This is a genomic window from Methyloceanibacter sp. (assembly GCF_051306395.1).
In the GTDB taxonomy this organism is placed as follows: Bacteria; Pseudomonadota; Alphaproteobacteria; order Rhizobiales; family Methyloligellaceae; genus Methyloceanibacter.
This window is the reverse complement of the sequence record NZ_JBPPND010000016.1, coordinates 17,270-37,135: the sequence shown is the minus strand read 5'-3', so window position 1 is coordinate 37,135 and position 19,866 is coordinate 17,270. Positions and strand designations below refer to the sequence as shown.

Sequence of the window (19,866 nt, the reverse complement as noted above, 5' to 3'; positions counted from 1 at the left end):
GCCGATATCGGTCTTGAGTACCGGCACCTTGCCCGACGGCGAATGGCGGAAGATCTCGGCCTTGCTGTCAGGTTGCCGCAGGCGGATGCGCTCCTCCTCGAATGCAGTCCCGCAGGCCTTGAGCGCGAGCCAAGGACGCAAGCTCCACGACGAGTAGTTCTTGTCTCCGATGACCAGCGTGTAGCCTGTCCCTGTCATTGTTCCGCCTTCCGCCATTGTCATGTTTCCGCTCCCCTGCCATTAATGCGCGGCTCCTTCAAGACGCATCCGGACCTTTTCATGCCTTCCAAAGCGACGACGCTCGACGCCACACGCCACACCCTCGAAGATCTGCTGCTTGCGCGCGGCACGGACGCCATTCCCATCGTGCTGATCGCCTCGGACGACGATCTCGCCGGGCTGAGCGATCTCGAACGCCGCTGGGCCGGAGCGCGGGACTGGAAACCGTCGCAAGGCGCGGTGCTGCCGGTGCCCGACGAGACGGGGGCTGTCGGCAAGGTGCTGTTCGGCACGGGCGGCGCCGAATGGGCGAAGGACACACCCATGCTCACCGGCGCCCTACCGGGGAAGTTGCCCGCGGGCGACTATCGCTTCGCCGGTCCCATGCCCGACCCGGAGCTTGCCGCGCTCGGCTTCCTCGCCGGCTGCTACCGCTTCACCCGCTATAAATCCGGAAACGACAAGGCGCCGCGGCGCCTCGTGCTCCCCGAGGGCGCGGACCGGGATCAAGTCCTGGCGCTGGCGGAAGCGCTCTATTTCGGTCGTGATCTCATCAACACGCCGGCAAGCGATCTCGGTCCCGCCGAGCTCGAAGCCGCCGCGCGCGAGCTCGCCAACGCCTTCGGCGGCACGGTCAAGGTGACGGAAGGCTCGACCCTGCTCGCCGACAATTTCCCGATGATCCATGCCGTGGGCCGGGCCAGCGACCGGGCGCCCCGACTTATCGACATTCACTGGGGCGCGGAGAGCGCGCCCAAAGTGACCATCGTCGGCAAGGGGATCTGCTTCGATACCGGCGGTCTCAATCTGAAGCCCGGCGGCTCCATGGGGCTGATGAAGAAGGATATGGGCGGCGCGGCATCGGCGCTCGCCTTCGCCCTCATGGTCATGCGGACCAAGCTGCCGGTGCGCTTGCGTGTGCTGATTCCGGCCGCCGACAACTCGGTCGCCGGCAACGCCTTCCGCCCGGGCGACGTTCTGACCAGCCGCAACGGCATGACGGTCGAGATCGGCAACACGGATGCGGAGGGGCGCCTTGTTCTGGCTGATGCCCTCAGCTTCGCCGACGAGGAGGCGCCCGACTATCTCGTCACCTTCGCCACGCTGACGGGGGCCGCGCGCGTCGCGCTTGGACCCGAGCTGCCGCCGCTTTACGCCGACGACGACGATTTCGCCGGCAAGATGCTCAACGCAGCGCGTGCGGTCGGCGATCCCGTGTGGCGCATGCCGTTCTGGGCGCCCTACGACAAGCTGCTCAAGAGCAACATTGCCGACGTCAGCCACATCTCGGACGGGCCGTTTGCAGGCTCGGTAACCGCGGCGCTGTTCCTCAAGCGGTTCGTGCATGACGCCAAGCGCTTCGCGCATCTCGACATCTATGGCTGGGTGCCGCGCGAGCAGCCGGGGCGCCCGCAAGGCGGCGAGCCGCAAGCAGCCCGCGCGCTGTTCCAGTTCTTCCGTCAAGAGCTCGGATCGTGAGCAAGCACGACCCGCGCAGGCACGCCCATCGCCCGGACCTCGCCGCGGAGCATTTGCGCGGGCACGTTGATGCCGAACGCTACGTCGCGGGCGAGCCCCGCCAGGTCGGTGCCGCGTCTCTGCCCGTGCGGCGTGAGCCGCGCTTCGATGCAACGCTCGACACCGAGGCGCTCCACGGCGAAACCGTGACCGTCTACGAGGAGCGCGAAGGTTGGGCCTGGGTCCAGCTCGACCACGACGGCTATGTGGGCTACCTGCCGAGCGCGGGATTGGTCCCCATAGCGGCGCCGCCGACCCATCGCGTCTCCGCGTTGCGGACCTACGTCTTTCCCGAACCGGATTCCAAAGTTCCGCCGCTGGCGATGCTAAGCCTCAATGCGCGTATTGCGGTCGCCGATCATGCGGGCCGCTATCTGCGCCTCGAAGGGGGCGGCTTCGTCTATGCCAGCCATGTCGTGCCTCTAGAACAACATGCGGAAGACTTTGTCGCCGTGGCCGAAGCCTTTCTCGGCACGCCCTATCTGTGGGGCGGACGGACCAGCGTCGGTCTCGACTGCTCGGGGCTGGTGCAGCTTGCCGCCGCCGCCGCCGGCCATGCAGTGCCGCGCGACGCGGACATGCAGGCGGCGGAAGCCGGCGAGCCCGTCGAGTGGCAAGAGAACGGCGCGCTTAGACGCGGCGACCTTGTGTTCTGGGACGGGCATGTGGGCATCATGACGAGCGGGGAAAACTTCCTCCACGCCAATGCGTATCACATGGCCGTTGTGCTGGAACGGTTCCACGAAGCCCGCGCGCGCATCAAGGCGGCGGGCTTCGAGGTAACCGGCGCAAGGCGCCTGCCGCTAAAAACTTAGGTCGATACGGCGTCGCCCGGCACGGCCTCCAGCTCGAAGGCCGCGGCGAGCAACGCCTTGGTGTAATCGGTCTTCGGGCTCGCGAAGACGGTTTGGGCCGGGCCTTGCTCCACCACCTTGCCGTGACGCAGCACGATGATCGAGTTGGCGAGCGCGCGCACCACTTTGAGGTCGTGGCTGATGAAGAGATAAGCGAGCTTGTGGCGCTTCTGCAGGTCGCGTAGCAGGTCCACGATTTGCGCTTGCACTGAGACGTCCAGCGCCGAGGTCGGCTCGTCGAGAATGAGCAATTTCGGCTCGAGCACCAGCGCTCGCGCGATGGCGATGCGTTGGCGCTGCCCGCCTGAGAACTCGTGCGGATAGCGGTCACGCAACGAAGCCTCCAGCCCCACCTCCTTCAACGCACGCGTCACGCGCGCGTCGCGCTCATCGCGGGACAGTCCCGGGCTCTGGATATCGAGCCCTTCCTCGATGATCTGGCCGATGGACATGCGCGGAGATAGCGAGCCGTACGGGTCCTGGAAGACGATCTGCAGATCCTTCCGCAAGGGGCGCATCTTCTTGGAGTCGTACCCGTCGATACGATCGCCGAGATAGACGATGGGCCCTTCGCTCGAGATAAGGCGCAGGATGGCAAGCCCGAGCGTCGTCTTGCCGGATCCGGACTCGCCCACGACGCCGAGCGTCTGGCCTTCCTTCACGTCCACGTCGATGCCGTCCACCGCCTTGATGTAGCCGACGGTTCGGCGCAGGAAGCCGCGCTTGATCGGGAACCACACCTTCAAGTCGTCGGTCTTGAGGATCGTCTTGGCCTTGGCGTTAGCCGGCGGCGGGGAGCCCTTGGGCTCCGAGGCGATCAGGTGCTTGGTGTAGTCGTCCTTCGGATGGTCGAAGATGTCATGGGTCGCCCCGCGCTCGACGATCACGCCCTCATGCATCACGCACACCCGGTCGGCCATTTTGCGCACGATGCCCAGATCGTGGGTGATCAGCAGCATCGCCATGTTGAACTCGGCCCTCAACTCCAGCAGCAATTCGAGGATCTGCGCCTGGATGGTGACGTCGAGCGCCGTAGTCGGCTCGTCGGCGATCAGCAGGTCCGGCTCGTTGGCAAGCGCCATGGCGATCATCACGCGCTGGCGTTGCCCTCCCGAAAGCTGGTGGGGATAGGAGCCAAGCCGGCTTTCCGGGTCATCGATGCCCACCCTGGTGAGGAGGTCGATGACGCGCGCCCGGCACGCGGCGCCCGACAAGCCCATATGAATTTTCAGAACCTCGGCGATCTGCTGGTCGATCGTGTGCAGCGGGTTGAGCGAGGTCATCGGCTCCTGGAAGATCATCGAGATCTGATTGCCGCGCACATGGCGCAAGCCGTCCGGCGGCAGCGCCAAGAGATTTTCGCCCTTGAAGGTGATCGCGCCGGAGGGGTGCGAAGCGGCCGGGTAGGGGAGGAGCTGAAGGATCGACAGGGCCGTCACCGTCTTGCCGGAGCCGGACTCTCCCACCAGCGCCACTGTCTCGCCGTAACCGATGTCGAACGAGACGTTCTTGACCGCATGGGTCACCTTGTCGCCCGAGCGGAAATCGACGCACAGATCATCTACGGTAATCAGCTTGTCCTTGCCGGTCATGCGCTCGCTGCCTTTGGTTCCTCGTCGGCGCAAGCGCCCCGCTCGATCTCAACCGTGGCGTGATCCAGGTTGAACTTCTCTTTCAACCGCGCCTTGATTCCTTGCACCACATCGTCGGAATCCTCCGTATCGCAGATCCGTGCGTGCAGGGTCACCATGCGCCGCGACTGGGTAATCGACCACACATGCACGTGATGCACCGCTTCCACGCCCTCGACATTGGCAACGAGGTCCGGCGCGATGTCGCGCGTGTCGACTTCCTTCGGCGCCCCTTCGAGCAGGATATGAGCGGAGGCCGCGACCACTTGCCAGCCGCTCCGCACGATGATGACCGCGACGAGCAGGGAGAGCAGCGGATCGATGGGCATCCAGCCGGTCAGCAGGATAACCGCGCCGGCGACGAGCGCCGCCACGGAGCCGAGCAGGTCGCCGAGCACGTGGATGGCCGCGCCCCGCACGTTGAGATTCTCGCGGTCCGCCCCTTGCAGAAGCCAGAAGGCGGCAATGTTCACCAGGAGACCGGCGATCGCCACGCCGACCATGATCCCGCCGTCGACGTGAGGCGTGCCCATCAGCCTCTCGATCGCCTCGTAGACGATCCATCCGGCGATCACGAACAGCGCCAGGCCGTTGGTGAAGGCGATCAGCACCTGGAATCGGTCGAAACCGTAGGTGCGCTTCCAATCCGCCGGCCGCCGCGCCAGCCGGAAGGCGAACCAGGCGAGCGCCAGCGAGGCGAAATCGGTGAGCATGTGACCGGCATCGGCGATCAGCGCCAGCGAATCCGCGGCGATACCGCCCACCACCTCCACGAACATGAAGCTGCCGGTGAGCAGCGCCGCAAGCCCCATGCGTCGTTCGTTCTTGGCGTTGACGTCGCCGGGACCGTGATCGTGTGAACCGTGCATCGTCCCGCCTCAGGCCATGGTCTTGCGCGGGTCGAGCGCGTCGCGCACGGCCTCGCCGACGAAGATCAGAAGGCTCAGCATCACGGCGATGACAAAGAACGCGGTCAAGCCAAGCCAGGGCGCTTGAAGATTGTCTTTGCCTTGCGCCAGGAGTTCGCCGAGCGAGGGCGAGCCCGGCGGTAGGCCGAACCCGAGAAAGTCGAGCGAGGTCAGCGTGGTGATGGAGCCGTTCAGGATGAACGGCATGAAGGTCAGCGTCGCCACCATGGCATTGGGCAGCAAGTGCCGGAAAATGATCTTGAGATTGGACAGGCCCAGCGCCCGCGCCGCGGTGACATATTCGAAGTTCCGTGCGCGCAAGAACTCGGCGCGCACCACCCCCACCAGCGCCACCCAGGAGAAGGCGAGCAGGATCCCGAGCAGAATCCAGAAATTCGGCTCGATGACCGCGGCCACGATGATCAGCAGATAAAGCTGCGGCACGCTGGTCCAGATCTCGATGAAGCGCTGGAACAGGAGATCGGTCCAGCCGCCGAAATAGCCTTGGATGGCGCCCGCCGCGACGCCGATGATCGAGGAGAACACTGTCAGGACGAGCCCGAACAGCACGGAGATGCGGAAGCCGTAGATGATGCGGGCAACCACGTCGCGCCCCTGATCGTCCGTGCCGAGCCAATTCCATTCGAGCGAGGCGTCGCAAGGGTGAAAGCCCCGCTCCACCGCAAGCGCGCAGTCCTTGTCCGTGAGCAGCCAGGTGGGTTTCACCGGAAAGGCCATGGGCGGATTCTTGTTTTGGGTGTTGAAGGAGAAGCGGATCGGGGGCCACAGCATCCAGCCGCCGTTCTCCGTGATCAGCTCCTGCACCACGGGATCGCGATAATCGGCCTCCGTCTCGAACACGCCGCCGAAATCGGTCTCCGGATAGGCCTCGAAAATCGGCCAATAGAGCTTTCCGTCATATTCGACGAGGATCGGCTTGTCGTTGGCGATGACCTCGGCGCATAGGCTGATGCCGAACAGGACGAGGAAGATCCACAACGACCAGTAGCCGCGCCGGTTCGCCTTGAACGTCTGCCAGCGCCGCCGGTTGAGCGCCGAGACCCAGGCGCGCGGACGCGGGATACCTCCTGCGGCGACCTCTTCGGTAACGCTGACGTCGGTCGGTGCGTCCATCAGACCTCCCGCGTCTCGAAGTCGATGCGGGGATCGACCCAAGTGTAAGTGAGGTCGGAGAGGAGATTGATGAACAGCCCGAGCAGCGAGAAGATATAGACCGTGGCGAACACGACCGGATAGTCGCGGTTCACGATCGATTCGAAGCCGAGCAGCCCCAGCCCGTCGAGCGTGAAGATGGTCTCGATCAACAGCGAGCCGGCGAAGAACGCGCCGATGAACGCGCCGGGAAATCCGGCGATAACGATCAGCATAGCGTTGCGGAACACGTGCCGGTAGAGCACCTGGTGTTCCGTGAGCCCCTTGGCCCGGGCTGTGATGACGTATTGCTTGCGGATTTCCTCCAGGAACGAGTTCTTGGTCAGAAACGTCGTGGTGGCGAAGGCCGCTAGCGCCATGGCGAACAGCGGCAGCACCAGGTGCCAGAAATAGTCGAGGATCTTCTCGTACCAGGGGAGCGACCAGAAATCCTCCGACACCAGCCCGCGCAACGGGAAGATCTGCAAGAACGACCCGCCCGCGAGCAGCACGATCAGGAACACGGCGACGAGGAAGCCGGGGATCGCGTAGCCGATGACGATGACACTCGAGGTCCACACGTCGAAGCGCGTGCCGTCGCGCACTGCCTTTCGGATGCCGAGCGGAATGGAGATGGAATAGGAGATCAGCGTCATCCACAGGCCCAGCGAGATCGACACGGGCATGCGCTCGGCGACCAGCTTCAGCACGCTGGTGTCGCGGAAATAGCTCTCGCCGAAATCGAAGCGCAGATAGTTCCAGATCATCATGCCGAAGCGTTCATGCGCCGGCTTGTCGAAGCCGAACTGCTTCTCGAGGCTGGCGATGAACTCCGGGTCCAGGCCTTGCGCGCCGCGATATTTGGACGGCGCGGCGGACACGTCGCCGGGCATGCCTTGCTGGCCGCCGCCGGTGCCGGAAAAATCGCCGCCGCCGCCGCTGAACTTGGCCGTGGCGCCGGGGTCCGTGCCGGCGAGTTGGGCGATCAGCCGCTCAACGGGTCCGCCCGGCGCGAACTGGACGATGATGAACGTCACCAACATGATGCCGAGCATCGTCGGAATGATCAGAAGGATGCGCCGAAGGATATAGGCGGCCAATGTCGCTAGGTTTCCTGTTGCTCTTCGGTCCGGCCGCGGCCCCGCCTTGGCGGTCCGGATTTCGTGCCTGAGCCCTGATGCTTACTGGATTCTGGCGGCGAGTGGAACCCGACACAGGGTCCTGGAATCATTGCAATCTGGTAAGGATGAGGCGGGCCCTGGCCATGCGGAAAGCTGTCCGGGCAGGGCGCCGGGCGGGACATTTCTTGCAGCTGGATGCCGGGTAGACCGGCCTTCGGTGCCCCTAGAGAACCGGCACCGTGCCGTTCTCGGTCTCCACGGCGATATCGGCGAACTGGCACTTGCCTTCGGTCTGCTGGAAGACGGTCACGCAGATCAGCCACACGCGCACGATCCTCGCAGGCATCGGCCCGCCGATCCGCTCCGCATAGTCGGCATAGAGGTCGCGCTCTTCCGTCAGCCACTTGCCGAGATCCTCGAGCCCGCTGCGCACGACGACGTGGGTCTCGCGATGGGTCCAGGTCGGGATCGGGCAGCGGAACGTGGTTTCGAGCGGCAGCTCGCAGCTCCAGAAATAGGTGATGTCCTGGCCGTTATCGAATTCCACGGCCACGCTCAGATAGTCGTGGGTCGGAAACGTATCCTCGGCGACTTGCGAGGGCAGCTTCTCCATGCGCCACGCCCAGGAGAGCTTCGTGCCGGGCTGCAACGGCAATTCGCAGTCCTTGATCAAGATCGCGCCATTATTTTCGCTGTGGCAGCAGATCGCGTGGTCGCGCCCGTACCCGTCGCAGTCCTTGTAGATCTCAGACGGTCCGATGAACCAGAGATACTCCCAGCCCTCGGGCGCCGGCACTTGGTTGGCAAAGCGGTCGATCTCCGTGGCGATCAGTCCGTTCACGTCGCGCAGCAGCCCCTCGGCCTCCGCTTTCCGCCGGCGGTTCCCCTACGAGAAGGGCCTCGTCGGCACCTTCCGCGATCCCGAGATCGTCGCTTGCTTCCATTGGATCTTCGAGGAGAACCCGCGTCAGCCGGAAGTAGAGGCGCGGCTCGATCGTCTATTGCCGGCCGAGGATGGCGCAACGGTCGATCCGCGCATCGCGCAAGTCCTCGCGCTCATCCGCAGCGAGCCCGACCGCAATTACTCGCAAGGCGAGCTTGGCGAAGCGCTGGGGCTGTCGCCGTCGCGCGTGCTGCATCTCTTCAGCAGCGAGATCGGCGTGCCGTACCGGCGCTATCGCATGTGGAAGCGCCTCTGGCTTGCCACGGAGCTCCTGCATGCGAACGACAACATGACCATGGCCGCCATGGAATGCGGCTTTGCCGACGCCTCCCATTACAGCCACGCCTTCCGCGACACGTTTGGGGTCAATCCCGCGCCGGTGTTCCGCAAGATCGAGCGCTTCGAGCGTCTGGTCTAAGTTTGCGCCTTGCGCCGGCCACGCAAGTAGAGCGCGATCCCAAGGATAGCCAGCAGCACCCCGCCAAGGATCAGCCAAAGGCGCGAACCGTCGGCCTCTGTCTCATCGGCGATTGCGGTCTCATCGGCGGCCGTGCTCGCCGAGGCCGTCTTGCTGGCCTCGACCTTCGCGGCCTCGGCCTGGTCGAACCACCACGTATCGAGGATGCCGCGGTCGTATTTCGGCTTGGTCTCGGGGCGGGAGAACTTGTCCCAATAGGCCACTGTGTTGGAGCCCTTGTACCAGTGCGGCACCCAGTAATGACCGGCGCGCAGCACCCGGTCGAGCGCGCGTGCCGCAATGGTCATGTCCTCGCGGGTCTTAGCGGCGACCACCTTCTCGATCAGCGCGTCGACCGCCGGGTCCTTGATGCCGGCGAGATTGAGCGACCCGTCGAGGTCTGCCGACTGAGACCCGAAATAACTGCGCAGCTCAACGCCCGGCGTGCTGCGCATGACGTAGCGTTGAGTGGTGACGTCGAAATCGAAATCCTTGAGGCGCTGCTGATACTGCGCGGGGTCGACCCGGCGGATGCGCGCATGGATCCCGAGCTGCGTCAGGTTCTTCACATAAGGCGCGAGGATCCGCTCGAACGTGGGCTCGAATGTCAGGAACTCCACCGAAAGCTGCTCGCCCTGGCCGTTGACGCGCTTGCCGTTCTCGACCGTCCATCCCGCCTCGTCGAGGAGCTTGCCGGCGGCGCGCAAGAGCTTGCGGTCCTGGCCCGAGCCGTCGCTCTTGGGCGGCATGACCGCGGCTTCCAACGCACCTTCCGGGACCTCTACGTCGAGACTCTCGATCAGCACGCGCTCCGCATCCGAAGGCTCACCCTCCGCCTTCATCGGCGAGTTCTCGAAGAAGCTCTGGGTGCGTTCATAGAGACCGTAAAACATGTTGCGGTTGGTCCACTCGAAGTCGAAGGCAAGCGCCAGCGCTTCGCGCACCCGTGGATCTTTGAACTTGTCGCGCCGCGTATTGATGAAGAAGCCTTGGGTGCCGGACGGCGTCTCGTCGGGCAGCACCTCCTTCTTAACGCGCCCGTCGCGGATCGCCGGGAAGTCGTACTCGGTCGCCCACACTTTGGAGGTGAACTCCTCGCGAAAGTCGTAGGTGCCGGCCTTGAACGCCTCCATGCCGGCGGTGCGGTCGCGGAAATACTCGTAGCGGATCTTGTCGAAGTTCCAGCGGCCTTTGTTGACCGGCAGATCCTTCGCCCAATAGTCGGGATTGCGCTTGTAGACGATGGTGCGCCCTTGGGCGAAATCGTCGATGAGATAAGGCCCGGAGCCGAGCGGAGGGTCGAGAGTCGTCTCCTCGAACGGCTTCTCGGTGTAATAGGCTTTCGACAGGACCGGGAGCCCCGCCACGGTCAGCGGCAGATCGCGCACCAGATCGCCCTGGAAGGTATAGCGCACCGTCTGCGGGTCGATCGCCTCGGCCTTGGTCACGTCGCGCAGCGTCTGGTGATAGATCGGATGGCCCTTCTCCTTCAGGGTCTCGAACGAGAACACCACGTCGTCCGCGGTGATGGGGCTCCCATCGGAGAAACGCGCTTTGGGTCTCAAAGTAAAGGTCACCGACATGCCGTCATCAGCGACTTCGGCGCTCGAAGCCGCGAGCCCGTAGACCGCGTCGGGCTCGTCCGCCGCGCGGACCATCAAGCTGTCGAACAGGAGGTCCAACCCTTGCGCGGCGTCGCCCTTGAGAATGAAGTTATTGAGGCTGTTGAAGGTGGTGACGCCCCCCCAGCCGATCAGCGAAAGCGTGCCGCCCTTCGGCGCATCGGGGTTGGCGTAGGTGAAATGCGCGAAGTCCGGCGGGTAGGCGAGATCGTTGAAGGCCGAGAGACCGTGCGTGCGCTCCGCGGCCTCCACCTGCGACGCCATCAACGCCAGGGCGACGAGGGCCGTAGCAAAAGAGCAGAAACTCGCGCGTGCCAATCCCATCAAGACTTCTACGACGGCTCCTGCAACGTCCCGGCCTTGCCCTTTTCGTACCACCAGACTTGTAGGAAGCCAGGCGTCAGCCCCGGTAGCTTATCGGGCTGCCCGTAGCGGTTCCAATAGGCGATGCGCACGCTGGGCGAGAACCACTGCGGCACCACGAAGTCGTGCCACAGGAGCACACGGTCGAGCGCGCGCGTCGCCGCGATCAGCTCCTCGCGGTCCTTGGCGAAGATGATGTTGTCGACGAGTTTGTCGATCGCCGGATCCTTGATGCCGATCAGGTTGGTGCTGCCTTCGCGGTCGGCGGCTTCCGAGCCCCAGAAGTCGCGCTGCTCGTTGCCTGGCGAGTCCGACTGCGCGAAATTGCCGACGATCACGTCGTAATCGAAGCCGTTGAGCCGGCGGGTGTACTGGGCGGAATCCACCAGCCGGATCGAGCCCTTGATGCCGAGTCGCTCGAGATTTCGCAGATAAGGCTGCACGATGCGCTCGAACAGCGGCGATACCAGCAGGAACTCGATGGTCATCGGCTGACCCGTCTTCTCGTTGACGAGCGTGCCGTTCTTCACCGTCCAGCCGGCCTCTTTGAGGAGCTTCACCGCCTTGCGCAGATTGTTGCGCATCTCGGTCTGGTCCTCGTTCACCGGGTTCTTGTGCACCTCGGTGAACACCTCCTCCGGCACCTGGCCCTTCACTTCGTTCAGAAACTCCAACTCGCGCCCGGTGGGCGGGGCGGCTTCCGCCGCCAGCTCCGAGTTCTGGAAGTAGCTGCCGACGCGCTCATATTGTCCGTAGAACAGGTTCTTGTTGGCCAACTCGAAGTTGAAAGCGAGATTGAGCGCCTGGCGGACGCGCCGGTCCTGGAACTGCGGACGGCGCAGGTTCAGCACGAAGGCCTGCATCGGCTGGGTGCGCTCGATTTCCACCTCCTGGCGCTTCACGTCGCCGTCGCGCACGGCCGGAAAGTCGTAGGCCGTCGCCCAGTTCTTTGCGCTCGACTCCTGCCAATAGTCGAGATTGCCGGCCTTGAAGCTCTCGAAGGCCACGGTCTGATCGCGGTAGGAGTCGAAGCGGATCTCGTCGTAGTTCCACTGGCCCTTGTTGACCGGCAGATCCTTGCCCCAATAGTCGTCCACGCGCGCATAGGTGATGGAGCGGCCGGGCCGGACATTCTTCACGCGGTAGGGACCGGAGCCGAGCGGCGGCTCGAGCGTGGTCTTCATCGGATCGCGCGTTTCGCCGCTCGCGTTCGTGCCCGTCCAATAGTGCTTCGGCAGGATGGTGAGCTGACCCATGATCATGGGCAGTTCGCGATTGCCCTTGGTGTCGAAATAGAAGGTCACCTCATTGTCGCCGGTCTTCTCCGCGCGCGACACGTTCTTGTAATAGAGGCCGAGCCGCGGGTTCGCCGTCTTGTTCACCTCGAGGCTGTAGATCACGTCGTCGACCGTGACGGGCTTGCCGTCATGCCAGCGGGCCTTGTCGTTCAGCTTGAAGGTCACCGAGGAGTAGTCTTCCGGATAGGATGCCCATTCGGCGATTAGCCCATAGGACGTCGACGGCTCGTCGATGCTGTCGCTCATCAGACTTTCGTTGACGAGGCCGAGCCCAGCCGCCTGCTCACCCTTGTAGAGCACAGGGTTCAGGCTATCGAAGCCGCCGATCGAAGCCAGGCGCGCCACGCCGCCCTTGGGCGCGTCCGGGTTCACATAGTCGAAATGGGTAAAGTCGGCTGGATATTTCGGCTCGCCGATCAGGGAAAGCGCGTGATGCCGGGTGGCGCCGTCTTGGGCGAACGAGTCTTGGGCGAAGGCCGGGCCGAGCAGCAGGCTGGCGAGTGCCGTGGCAAGGGTCAGGCGTAGCAAGGTCATGGGCGCGAGGGTTGCTCCATCTTTGAGGGATTGGCCTTAAGGGACGCGCCCGCGCGTGCCGTCAGGCGAAAGGCGCGAAAAAGCTCGAAGAAAGCTAGCATGGCGGGCGGCGGGACCAAATGAAATATCGGTCATGTCGGCGTCCGCGAGGGCGTGCGCCGAACAAAGAAAAAGGGCCTCCCGCGGGAGGCCCTTTCCGGTAACCAATCTTCGCCTCGGCCTAGAGGCCTTCCGGCTTCCCGTCCGGATAGACCGGCTGAGGCTGCGACGAGAGGGAGTCGTCCGAAGAGCTCTCCATATCGTCGGAGATACCGTCGGAGCTTGCCTCGTCGCTCATCGCGTCGGCGCTGGCGTCGTCGGAGGACGCATCGTCTCCCGTCGTCGCGCCCGGCTCGCCGTCGGGATAGACGGGCTGCGGCTGGCTCGCCGACGGTCCTTCGCCGCTGGAGGGCTCGGACGGCGCGTCCTCAGAGACGGTCGGCGGGACGGAGATGGTCTCCTCCATCGTCTCCTCTTCCATCGTCGCCTCGGGCTCGTCAGGCTCTTCAGTGGCGGGTTCCTCAGCAGCAGGCTCCTCGGTGGCTGGCTCTTCGGCCGGAGCGGGCTCTTCCGCAGCGGGCTCCTCGGCAGCGGGCTCTTCGGCCGGAGCAGGCTCTTCCGCAGCGGGCTCCTCGGCTGGAGCGGCTTCTTCCGTAGCCGGAGCAGCCTCTTCTTCGGCAGGAGCGGCGTCTCCGGTCTCGGGCTCCTCGGCAGCGGGCTCTTCCTCGGCCGCTGGTTCTTCAGCCGGAGCGGCTTCCTCCTCGGCGGGAGCAGCCTCTTCCTCCGCCGCAGGCAGCGGCGGCGGGTTTTCAGTCTTGCTCATCATGAAGGCGATGACATCGGCGCGCTTCTTGTCGTCCGGGATGCCGGGGAACGCCATGGTCGTTCCGGCGGCGAAGGCTTGTGGGTTCTTCAGCCAGGCGTCGAGATTCTCATAGGTCCACTCGTCGTCGCCGTGCTTCTTGAGCGCCGGCGTGTAGCTGAAATCCTCATGGGCCGCGATCTTGTGTCCGACCGCGTTGTGGAGGTTCGGGCCGACCATCGTCGCGCCGCCCGCGTCGAAGGTATGGCACACCTTGCACAGCGCCGCCGCTTGCTCGCCCCGTCCGGCGTCGGCGGAGGCCAGCAGCGTAATGATCTCGGGTTGACCGGCGGAGGCCTCTTTCTCGGCGCCTTCCGATGCGGGCGCTTCGGCCTTGGGCTCCGGGATCGGCAGCGGGTCGTCGCTGTTCTTGTTGAGATAGGCGATGACGTTGGCGCGCTTCTGGATATCCGGGATGCCTGGGAAGGCCATGCTCGTGCCCGGCGCGAAGGCCTGCGGGTTTGCCAGCCAGTGGTCGAGATTCTCGAAGGTCCACTCCTGGCCTTCGTGCGCCTTGAGCGCGGGAGTGTAATTGACGCCTTCAAGGGAGGCGATCTTGTGGCCGACGATGCCGTAAAGGTTCGGGCCGATCATCGTGGGGCCGCCCTTGTCGAAGCTGTGGCACACCTTGCAAAGGCCCACGTCCTGCTCGCCCTTGGCGGGATCGGCCTTATTGAGCGCGAGAATGAACTCGGCGCCCTCGTCGGTCGCCTTCTCTTCTTTGCCGTGTCCTTCGTCGTCGGTCCCGGCAACCTCGAAGCCGGGCTTCTCCGGCGGATGCTCTTGGTAAGCGATGTCGATAATCGTTCTCGTGCCAAAGAACAAAAGCAGTGCCACAAGCACCGCCATGGCGATTTTGTTAAGGTAGTAGTACTTCATGGATCGGTGTCCCCCCAGCAGGCAGAGGCTACTTCTTCGTAGCTCTTGCGGCGCGGCGAGAGACTATAAGGGCTAGCGGGCTGTTGCAACTCGCAGAATTGCCGCGGAGTCTGACCCCGGTCATGGAATTCTTCCCGATCTAACCCACGGAAAATCATGCCGAAATCAATGATCGTCATCCCCGCGCGCCTGGCGGCGACCCGCCTGCCGGACAAGCCCTTGGCCGAGATCGCGGGCGAACCCATGATCGTCCATGTGTGGCGCCGGGCCATGGAGGCGGACTGCGGGCCGGTCCTGGTGGCCACCGATTCGCAGGCCGTCCGGGACGCGGTGGCCAAGGCGGGCGGCGAGGCGGTCATGACGCGTCCCGATCACGCGAGCGGCTCAGACCGGATCCATGAGGCGCTCCTGGAAACCGATCCCGATCGGGAGTTCGACACGATCGTCAACCTGCAAGGGGATCTGCCCACGCTCGACCCGGATCTGGTGCGCGCTTGCGTGGCGGCGCTTCACGAGGGTGAGGCGGATATCGGCACCATTGCCGCGGAGATCGTCCGCGAGGAGGAGCGCACCAACCCCAACGTAGTGAAGGTGGTGGGCTCGCCGTTGCCGCGTGGCGGCGTGCTCAATGCGCTCTATTTCACGCGCGCGACGGCCCCTTATGGAGAAGGCCCGCTCTACCACCATATCGGCCTCTACGCTTATCGCCGCGCCGCGCTGGAGCGCTTCGTCGGCCTGCCGCCGTCGCCGCTCGAGACCCGGGAGAAGCTCGAGCAACTCCGGGCGCTCGAGGCGGGCTTCCGCATTCATGTCGGTCTCGTTGACACTGTCCCGCTCGGTGTCGATACTCCGGCCGACCTTGCGCGGGCGCGCGAAAGTCTTGAACCCTCTTAGAATTATTGCCCGCCTTCCGACATCAGCGAACCATGGCCAGATCGCGCTTGAATAAAATCGCCTTTCAGGGCGAGCCCGGCGCCAACTCTCACTTGGCCGCCCGCGACGCCTATCCGGAGATGGAAGGGATGCCGTGCGCGACCTTCGAGGATGCGCTGGCCGCGGTGAAGACCGGCAAGGCGAAGCTTGCCATGATCCCCATCGAGAACTCGGTGGCGGGCCGTGTCGCTGATATCCACCATCTGCTGCCGCACTCTGGCCTCTACATCGTCGGCGAGCATTTCGAGCGCGTCCGTCACCAACTCCTGGCGCTGCCCGGCGCCAAGCTGAGTGGGCTCAAGACCGTGCATAGCCACATCATGGCGCTCGGCCAGTGCCGCAAGGCGATCGCGGCGTTGAAGCTGACACCGGTGACCGAGGCCGACACGGCGGGTGCCGCGCGCCATGTGCGCGAGGCGGGCGACCCGAGCCAAGCGGCCATCGCCTCGAAGCTCGCCGCCGAGATCTACGGGCTCCGCATCGCCAAGAAGGATATCGAGGACGCGGCCCACAACACCACGCGCTTCGTGGTGCTCGCCCCGAAACCGGCGAAGACCAAAGCCGCAGACGGCCCCGTCGTCACCAGCTTCGTGTTTCGGGTGCGCAACGTGCCCGCCGCGCTCTACAAGGCGCTGGGCGGCTTCGCTACCAATGGCGTCAACATGACGAAGCTGGAATCCTACCAGCTCGAAGGCTCGTTCAACGCCACCATGTTCTACGCCGATATCGAAGGCCACCCGGACGAGCGCCCGGTTCAGCTCGCCATGGAGGAGCTTGCCTTCTTCACCAGTGAAGTGAATGTGCTCGGCACCTATCCGGCGAGCCCGTTCCGCGCCGGCCTGAAAGCCTAGCGCCTCAGGACTTGCGCATCTTCCTGGCGATGCGCTCCGCCTCGGCCGCATCCGCTTGCGGAATGAAGGACTTGTTGCTCCAACCGGGCCGCGACGAGGTGGGCTTGTATTCGCCGGGCTCGCACTTCGTCACAGGATGAGCGGCAATCTCTGCTGCAAGCCTTGCCTCTTCCTCTTCGCGCGTCTCGCCAACCAGGACGCGTTTCGCGGGCCTGCGTACGAATTGAGGTCTCGTCTTCTTGTCCGAGTTCATTGAGTATCTCCGTTTGGAAGGCGAACTGGTCACCGCGTGCATGTGGTCAAGGCTGGGCGCATTTACCAGAAGCGGCCGCTCGCGCCCACGATTATCGTGATGAGGCCGAGCGAGAGGTTGATCGCAACGATGCGGCGAATCTGGTCCAAATGTTTGGCCGCTTCCGGGAAATGTTTTGCGTCGACGGTGTCGCTGAAACGGCGCCACGGTGCGAAGAACAGATGCGCGAACAGCAGCATCATCACGATACCGATGCCCTGCATGACATGGATGGACAAGCGTGCGCCCGCGAATCCGCCAAGATAGAGAAAAATTATGCCGTAGCCGCTGGCGAGCAAAACGATGATGCACGCCCACACCCACGGGAAGAAGCGGCCAAGCACCCCGCGCCACAATGTCAGCCGCGTCTCGGGCATGAGCGTTCCCGCCGCGGGACGCAACGCCATATAGGCGAAGAACATGCCGCCGACCCACACGACGGCGGCGAGGATATGGAGCGCGATGAGGGGTGCCACGGAGGCGAAGCTAGCACGAGCTTGATCCGGGTAAACCAGCCTTTGATCGAAAGACGGCGAAAGTGAACGCCGTCCGCTCTTAGTTCGTCTCCGGGCGCTCCTTGTCCTTGGCTGGCGCCTTGGCCTGAGATGCGGGTCCCTGCGCCGTGCGCTCTGTGGGCTTCGCTTTGGCCGGGGCCTTTTTCGCCTCTCGCTTCGCCGCCGGTGGATTTTTCCGCTCCGGTGTCCTCGCCTCCCGCTTCTGGGGCGCGGGCTTCTTTGCTTGGGGTTCGGTCGCCGGCTTATCTGCTTCAGGCTCTTTCGGCTCCGGCTTCGGCTCAGCTTTCTTGGCCTCGGGCTTCTTCGGCTCAGACTTCGGCTCAGCCTTCTTGGCTTGAGGCTTCGGCTCAGCTTTCTTGGGCTCAGGCTTCGGCTCAGCCTTCTTCGGCTCAGGTTTCGGCTCTGCTTTCTTGGCCTCAGGCTTCGGCTCGGGCTTCTCGGCCTCAGGCTTCGGCTCGGCCTTGTTGGCCTCAGGGTTCGGCTCAGGCGTCTTGGCCTCAGGCTTTTTGGCCTCGGGCTTCTTTGCTTCTGGCTTTTTCGGCTCGGGCTTCTTTGCTTCTGGCTTTTTGGGCTCTGGCTCCTTCGGCGCAGCCTTTTCGGCTTCCGGCTCTTTCGGCTCCGGCTTTTTCACCTCAGGCGTTTCCTCGGCCGCAGGCTTCGACTCCGTAGGCGCCTCGGACTTGTCGTCCTTGGCCTCGGGCTCCTTCACTTTGGGCTCCGCCTGAGGTCCGGGCTTTTTGGCCTCGGCCGGCTTTTCTTCCTTGGGAGGCGTCACCTGCTTCGGTGCTGGCGGCGCTTCTTCCGTCTCGCCCTTCTTCTCTACGGGTGCCGGCGTCTTGTCGGCCGGTGCGTCTTTCTTCTCGGCAGGCTTCTGTTCGGAAGGCTTCTGTTCGGACGGCTTCTCCTTCTGGCTCTTGCCCTCGTCCTTGTCCTCGGAGGCGGCCGGCTTCTCTCCAGGCTCGGGCTTTTCGGGCTCCGCAGTCTTAGGCGCAGCGTCCTTAGGCGCAGCGTCCTTCGGTGCGGCGTCCTTCGGCGCGGAGTCCGCCTCCTCGGGCGGCTTCTTCATTTCGGCATCTGGCTTTGCGTCGGATTCAGTCTTTGGCGCGGCATCCGGCTTTGCGTCGGACTCAGTCTTGGACGCGGCATCCGGTTCCTCCTTCGCCTCAGGAGCAGCCTTCTCGGTCTTCGGTGCGGCCACCTCATGGGCAGGCACCGGCGCCTCCTTGGCCTTGTCCTCGGCAGGCGGCGGCGTGTCGGCGATCTCGCCTTCCGGTAAGGCGCCTTCGCCCTTCGCCTCGGCCTCGGCGTCGGCCTTCGCCTTCCGGCCTTTGCCGCCCTTACGCTCCTTGATGGCCTCCTGGACCTCCTCCGGCGCGAGCTGATCCTCGGTCGTCGCCTCGCCTTCGGCTTGCGCCTTGGTCTCGCTCGCCTCGGCGACGGCCTCCACGTCCTTCGGCTCGGGCGGCGCCGCGGTCTCGGGCGCTTCGTCCGGCTTCGGCTCGTAGACCTCGAGCGTGTCGCCTTCCACCTTGCCCGCCTGTTCGGCGTTGTCGGTGGTTGCGATCTGGTATTCGACGACCTTCGTCTCGGTCTTCTGCTCGACGTAGTTGACGTTGACGACGTTGTTCACGACCGTCTTGTTGACGATCGTCGTGTGGCCGAGGGGACGCGTGCGCTCGAAAGCCGAACGGCGGCGGCCGCGGTCGTTCACGTAGTAGCGCGGCAAATCGTCGGAGAGGAAATCGCGCGACGGCACCATCGACCAGTAATAGTCGGGCACATCGCCAAACGAGATATTGATGCTGATCCCGCCGCCGGCGCGATCGTAACCGCGTTCATAGCCGCGGTCGTAAGAGGGCGGTAGGGGAGCCCAGGCGAGATAATCGTCCGACTGCCGCCATGACACCCACGCCGGTGCCCACTGATTGCCCGGGACCCAGAACCAGCCGACGCGGTCGGAAAAGCCCCAGCGGCCATAGTGATAGGTTGCCCAGCCGAACGGCTCGTTGGAGACCCATGTCCAGCCGCGATCGGTGTAAACCCACCGGCCGCGCGTGTAGGGACGCCAGCCGCGGTCGACGCCGCCCGGCACCCAAACGTAGCGTCCCTGGATCCAGGTCCATGAGCCATGGGGCGACAGACGGTTATAGAAGACCGCGTCGTCGACCCAACCCGCCTCGCGCGGCTCGGCCCAACGGCCGCGCTCTCCGTAAAACGGCTCGTCGCGATAATAGGAATCCCAGTAGGCATCGATGTTGAAGGTCACGCGCCGGTAGCCGAGATCGGGGGCGTAGTCGCGCAGCAGGTAGTAGTCGCCCTCGGAATATCCGGAGAGGTAGATCGAGCGCATCCAGCCGCGCTGATCCTGAAAAACGCTGTCACACCAGGTGTAGTCTGGCACGCAGCCGAGAATCGTAATGGGCGCGTCTGCCGGGACAGTGAGAATGACCGGGTATTCGGTTCCTGGGCCGGCGCGCAAATTGACGTCAGTGATGGGATAACCGTTCGGCTGCTGAGCCGCTGCCGAAGAGGCGAGGCCCGCGCCGAGGACGAGACACGAGGCGAAGATTCTAATGGAACTCATAATTCTGGCCTTTTTGTTTCTGTGCGTTGAAGGCCTAACGCACGACGATCGGGGAGAGTTCTATTGTGGCGGCGCTGCCCGAACTTGGGCGAACTCAAGGCTGCGGCGGCGGACCGGGTTGCCAGGAGGCCCCCGTTCCCCGATATACTCCCCCAGGGAGGTTGGCAGCAGGCGCGTGCCTCGCCAACCGGGTCAGATCCGGAAGGAAGCAGCCCTAACGAGCGTTTCGCGGGTTGTTCGTCCAGCCTCCCACCTTGCCTCCAGCGTCGAGTAGAGTGGCGGGGCCGCCTG

16 protein-coding genes, 1 other RNA gene and 1 pseudogene are annotated in these 19,866 nt (G+C 64.4%); 6 read left to right on the top strand and 12 right to left on the bottom strand.

Going from position 1 to position 19,866, the window contains the following annotated elements; all coding sequences use genetic code 11:
• A pseudogene (locus ACSLE4_RS01220) lies at window positions 1-198 on the bottom strand (glutathione S-transferase); the annotation flags it as partial.
• 81 nt (window positions 199-279) lie between these two features.
• On the opposite strand from ACSLE4_RS01220, the gene ACSLE4_RS01215 reads away from it, so the two are divergent.
• Both ACSLE4_RS01215 and ACSLE4_RS01210 read left to right on the top strand, forming a co-directional pair.
• Complete coding sequence (locus tag ACSLE4_RS01215; protein ID WP_435902668.1) at window positions 280-1,698, top strand: leucyl aminopeptidase family protein; 1,419 nt, start codon at window positions 280-282, stop codon at window positions 1,696-1,698.
• Window positions 1,695-2,552 carry an NlpC/P60 family protein gene (locus ACSLE4_RS01210; protein ID WP_435902667.1) on the top strand — a complete coding sequence of 286 codons (858 nt, stop codon included), beginning with the start codon at window positions 1,695-1,697 and terminating at the stop codon, window positions 2,550-2,552. The genes ACSLE4_RS01215 and ACSLE4_RS01210 overlap by 4 nt, the downstream gene beginning before the upstream one ends.
• Here the strand turns inward: ACSLE4_RS01210 and ACSLE4_RS01205 are convergent.
• The 5 genes from ACSLE4_RS01205 to ACSLE4_RS01185 form a co-directional block, all read right to left on the bottom strand.
• Window positions 2,549-4,183: an ABC transporter ATP-binding protein gene (locus tag ACSLE4_RS01205; protein ID WP_435902666.1), complete on the bottom strand. Its 1,635-nt coding sequence runs from the start codon at window positions 4,181-4,183 to the stop codon at window positions 2,549-2,551. The two genes, ACSLE4_RS01210 and ACSLE4_RS01205, sit on opposite strands and share 4 nt — an antisense overlap.
• On the bottom strand, window positions 4,180-5,091 hold the full coding sequence (locus ACSLE4_RS01200; protein WP_435902665.1) for a cation diffusion facilitator family transporter: 912 nt from the start codon (window positions 5,089-5,091) through the stop codon (window positions 4,180-4,182). The genes ACSLE4_RS01205 and ACSLE4_RS01200 overlap by 4 nt, the downstream gene beginning before the upstream one ends.
• Before the next feature lie 9 nt (window positions 5,092-5,100).
• Window positions 5,101-6,264 carry an ABC transporter permease gene (locus tag ACSLE4_RS01195; protein ID WP_435902664.1) on the bottom strand — a complete coding sequence of 388 codons (1,164 nt, stop codon included), beginning with the start codon at window positions 6,262-6,264 and terminating at the stop codon, window positions 5,101-5,103.
• Window positions 6,264-7,382, bottom strand: a complete 1,119-nt coding sequence (locus tag ACSLE4_RS01190) for a microcin C ABC transporter permease YejB (protein ID WP_435902663.1) — start codon at window positions 7,380-7,382, stop codon at window positions 6,264-6,266. The genes ACSLE4_RS01195 and ACSLE4_RS01190 overlap by 1 nt, the downstream gene beginning before the upstream one ends.
• 244 nt (window positions 7,383-7,626) lie before the next feature.
• Entirely contained in the window at window positions 7,627-8,244 is a 618-nt protein-coding gene (locus ACSLE4_RS01185) for a DUF3047 domain-containing protein (RefSeq protein WP_435902662.1), read from the bottom strand.
• Here ACSLE4_RS01185 and ACSLE4_RS01180 point away from each other — a divergent pair.
• Window positions 8,225-8,764 (top strand): helix-turn-helix domain-containing protein, encoded by a 540-nt coding sequence (locus tag ACSLE4_RS01180; protein ID WP_435902661.1) that lies wholly within the window; start codon window positions 8,225-8,227, stop codon window positions 8,762-8,764. The genes ACSLE4_RS01185 and ACSLE4_RS01180 overlap by 20 nt on opposite strands.
• On the opposite strand, the gene ACSLE4_RS01175 is transcribed toward ACSLE4_RS01180, so the two are convergent.
• The 3 genes from ACSLE4_RS01175 to ACSLE4_RS01165 form a co-directional block, all read right to left on the bottom strand.
• A complete protein-coding gene (locus tag ACSLE4_RS01175; protein ID WP_435902660.1) occupies window positions 8,761-10,749 on the bottom strand; it encodes an extracellular solute-binding protein in 1,989 nt (662 codons plus the stop codon). The genes ACSLE4_RS01180 and ACSLE4_RS01175 overlap by 4 nt on opposite strands.
• An 8-nt stretch (window positions 10,750-10,757) precedes the next feature.
• A complete protein-coding gene (locus ACSLE4_RS01170) occupies window positions 10,758-12,620 on the bottom strand; it encodes an extracellular solute-binding protein (protein ID WP_435902659.1) in 1,863 nt (620 codons plus the stop codon).
• A gap of 220 nt (window positions 12,621-12,840) precedes the next feature.
• Window positions 12,841-14,400, bottom strand: a complete 1,560-nt coding sequence (locus ACSLE4_RS01165; protein WP_435902658.1) for a c-type cytochrome — start codon at window positions 14,398-14,400, stop codon at window positions 12,841-12,843.
• A 156-nt stretch (window positions 14,401-14,556) separates the two neighbouring features.
• Here ACSLE4_RS01165 and ACSLE4_RS01160 point away from each other — a divergent pair, with 156 nt between their 5' ends.
• Together ACSLE4_RS01160 and ACSLE4_RS01155 are read left to right on the top strand one after the other, a co-directional pair.
• Window positions 14,557-15,294, top strand: coding sequence for a 3-deoxy-manno-octulosonate cytidylyltransferase (locus tag ACSLE4_RS01160; protein ID WP_435902657.1), 738 nt, complete (start codon window positions 14,557-14,559; stop codon window positions 15,292-15,294).
• A gap of 32 nt (window positions 15,295-15,326) precedes the next feature.
• Window positions 15,327-16,184: a prephenate dehydratase gene (locus ACSLE4_RS01155; protein WP_435902656.1), complete on the top strand. Its 858-nt coding sequence runs from the start codon at window positions 15,327-15,329 to the stop codon at window positions 16,182-16,184.
• Between the two features lie 4 nt (window positions 16,185-16,188).
• On the opposite strand, the gene ACSLE4_RS01150 is transcribed toward ACSLE4_RS01155, so the two are convergent.
• The 3 genes from ACSLE4_RS01150 to ACSLE4_RS01140 form a co-directional block, all read right to left on the bottom strand.
• Window positions 16,189-16,437, bottom strand: a complete 249-nt coding sequence (locus tag ACSLE4_RS01150) for a hypothetical protein (RefSeq protein ID WP_435902655.1) — start codon at window positions 16,435-16,437, stop codon at window positions 16,189-16,191.
• Window positions 16,438-16,499: 62 nt separating this feature from the next.
• Window positions 16,500-16,952: a CopD family protein gene (locus ACSLE4_RS01145; protein ID WP_435902654.1), complete on the bottom strand. Its 453-nt coding sequence runs from the start codon at window positions 16,950-16,952 to the stop codon at window positions 16,500-16,502.
• A 79-nt stretch (window positions 16,953-17,031) separates the two neighbouring features.
• Entirely contained in the window at window positions 17,032-19,575 is a 2,544-nt protein-coding gene (locus ACSLE4_RS01140) for a DUF6600 domain-containing protein (protein ID WP_435902653.1), read from the bottom strand.
• A 157-nt stretch (window positions 19,576-19,732) separates the two neighbouring features.
• On the opposite strand from ACSLE4_RS01140, the gene ffs reads away from it, so the two are divergent.
• Window positions 19,733-19,827, top strand: an RNA gene (gene ffs, locus ACSLE4_RS01135) — signal recognition particle sRNA small type.
• The last annotated feature ends 39 nt before the right edge of the window (window positions 19,828-19,866 follow it).